Annotated in this window: 2 protein-coding genes and 1 pseudogene; 2 read left to right on the top strand and 1 reads right to left on the bottom strand. The window is 65.2% G+C overall.

What is annotated here, in order from left to right; genetic code table 11:
* Nucleotides 1–55: 55 nt before the first annotated feature.
* Nucleotides 56–1066 carry a polyprenyl synthetase family protein gene (locus tag H8B02_RS47135; protein ID WP_176529732.1) on the bottom strand — a complete coding sequence of 337 codons (1011 nt, stop codon included), beginning with the start codon at nt 1064–1066 and terminating at the stop codon, nt 56–58.
* A gap of 136 nt (nt 1067–1202) precedes the next feature.
* On the opposite strand from H8B02_RS47135, the gene H8B02_RS47130 reads away from it, so the two are divergent.
* Both H8B02_RS47130 and H8B02_RS48780 read left to right on the top strand, forming a co-directional pair.
* Nucleotides 1203–1430 carry a putative signal transducing protein gene (locus H8B02_RS47130; protein ID WP_092116072.1) on the top strand — a complete coding sequence of 76 codons (228 nt, stop codon included), beginning with the start codon at nt 1203–1205 and terminating at the stop codon, nt 1428–1430.
* 16 nt (nt 1431–1446) lie between these two features.
* Nucleotides 1447–1579 (top strand): annotated as a pseudogene (locus H8B02_RS48780) (methyltransferase); the annotation flags it as partial.

The raw sequence follows: 1579 nt of genomic DNA, 5'->3' as shown, positions 1-1579 counted from the left end.
TGGGTCCCGGCCTTCGCCGGGACGACACCGTCTTTGGTGCTCGAATGCGGCTAGATCAGTGCGATCTTGCGAGGCAGAACGCGACGACCTGTTCCAGCGCCGTCTTCATCGGCGAGGATGGGAACAGCGCCAGCGCGTCGACCGCCATTGCGCCGTAGTGCTGGGCGCGGCTGATGGTATCCTCCAGCGCGCGGTGCTTGGTCATCAGCCCTATTGCGTGATCGAGATCGGCCGCGCCGATCTCGCCGCGCTCCAGTGCGCGGATCCAGAACTGGCGCTCGGTGTCGTTGCCGCGGCGGAAGGCGAGCACCACCGGCAGCGTGATCTTGCCCTCGCGGAAATCGTCGCCGACATTCTTCCCGAGTTTTGCGGATTTGCCGCCATAGTCCAGCACGTCGTCGACGAGCTGGAAGGCGATGCCGAGATTCATGCCGACCGAGCGGCAGGCGGTCTGCTCGGCCTTGGGCCGGTTGGCGATCACAGGGCCGACCTCGCAGGCCGCGGCGAACAGCTCCGCGGTCTTGCCGCGGATCACGGCGAGATACTCGTCCTCGGTGGTCGCGGTGTTCTTGGCGGCGGCAAGCTGCATCACCTCGCCCTCGGCGATGGTGGCGGCGGCCGCGGAGAGAATATCGAGCGCGCGCAGCGAGCCGACCTCGACCATCATCCGGAATGCCTGGCCGAGCAGGAAGTCGCCGACCAGCACGCTGGCCTCGTTGCCCCACAGCATCCGCGCGGACAATTTGCCGCGGCGCAGCTCGCTCTCGTCGACCACGTCGTCATGCAGCAGGGTCGCGGTGTGCATGAACTCGACCGCGGCGGCGAGCTTGATATGGCCGTCGCCTGTGTAGTCGGCGAGCTGGGCCATCGCCAGGGTCAGCATCGGGCGCAGCCGCTTGCCGCCGGAGGAGATCAAATGATTGGCGACCTCGGGGATCATGGTGACCTCGGAGCCGGTCCGCGAGAGGATGGTCGCGTTGACGCGCTCCATGTCAGCGGCGACAAGTCCCACCAGCCCGTCGATCGAAGCATTGGACGGGCTTTCGAAGGGTACAATAACCGCCACGCTGGTCTCCAATTTTGCCGAATTCGCACTATCCTCAGCTATAACAATAGAAACTGCGCGGTGCAGCGGCAAGGCCACGAAGTTGTTGACATGTGATGCATTGGCCGCACAGGCGGGGCGGAGAGGAGAGTGGATTTTGCGGGAATTGGTACGGACCAATGACGTGGTGCTGGTCTCCGCCGTCGGCGCGCTGCTCGACAGCGCTAACATCCATCATCTGGTGCTGGACCAGAACATGAGCATCATCGAGGGCTCGCTCGGCGTGCTGCCGCGGCGGATCCTGGTGCACGAGGACGACAACCACGAGGCCCGCCAGCTCCTGACCGATGCCGGCCTGGGCCACGAATTGCGGGCCGATGACTAGAGCGTTTTCAAGCGAAGTGGGCCCCGGTTCGCGTGAAGAAAACGCGTCAAAAAACGAGTCTCCGGCCGCCGAGATCACCGAAGACGGATTCCTCGGCGGGCAATTGCGGCTGCGGCAGCCGCGCAGCGGCCACCGCGCCGGCCACGACG

It is taken from the genome of Bradyrhizobium altum, from assembly GCF_020889705.1.
GTDB classification, from domain to species: domain Bacteria; phylum Pseudomonadota; class Alphaproteobacteria; order Rhizobiales; family Xanthobacteraceae; genus Bradyrhizobium; species Bradyrhizobium altum.
The sequence above is the reverse complement of the archived record's forward strand: the minus strand, read 5'-3'. Positions and strand labels throughout refer to the sequence as shown.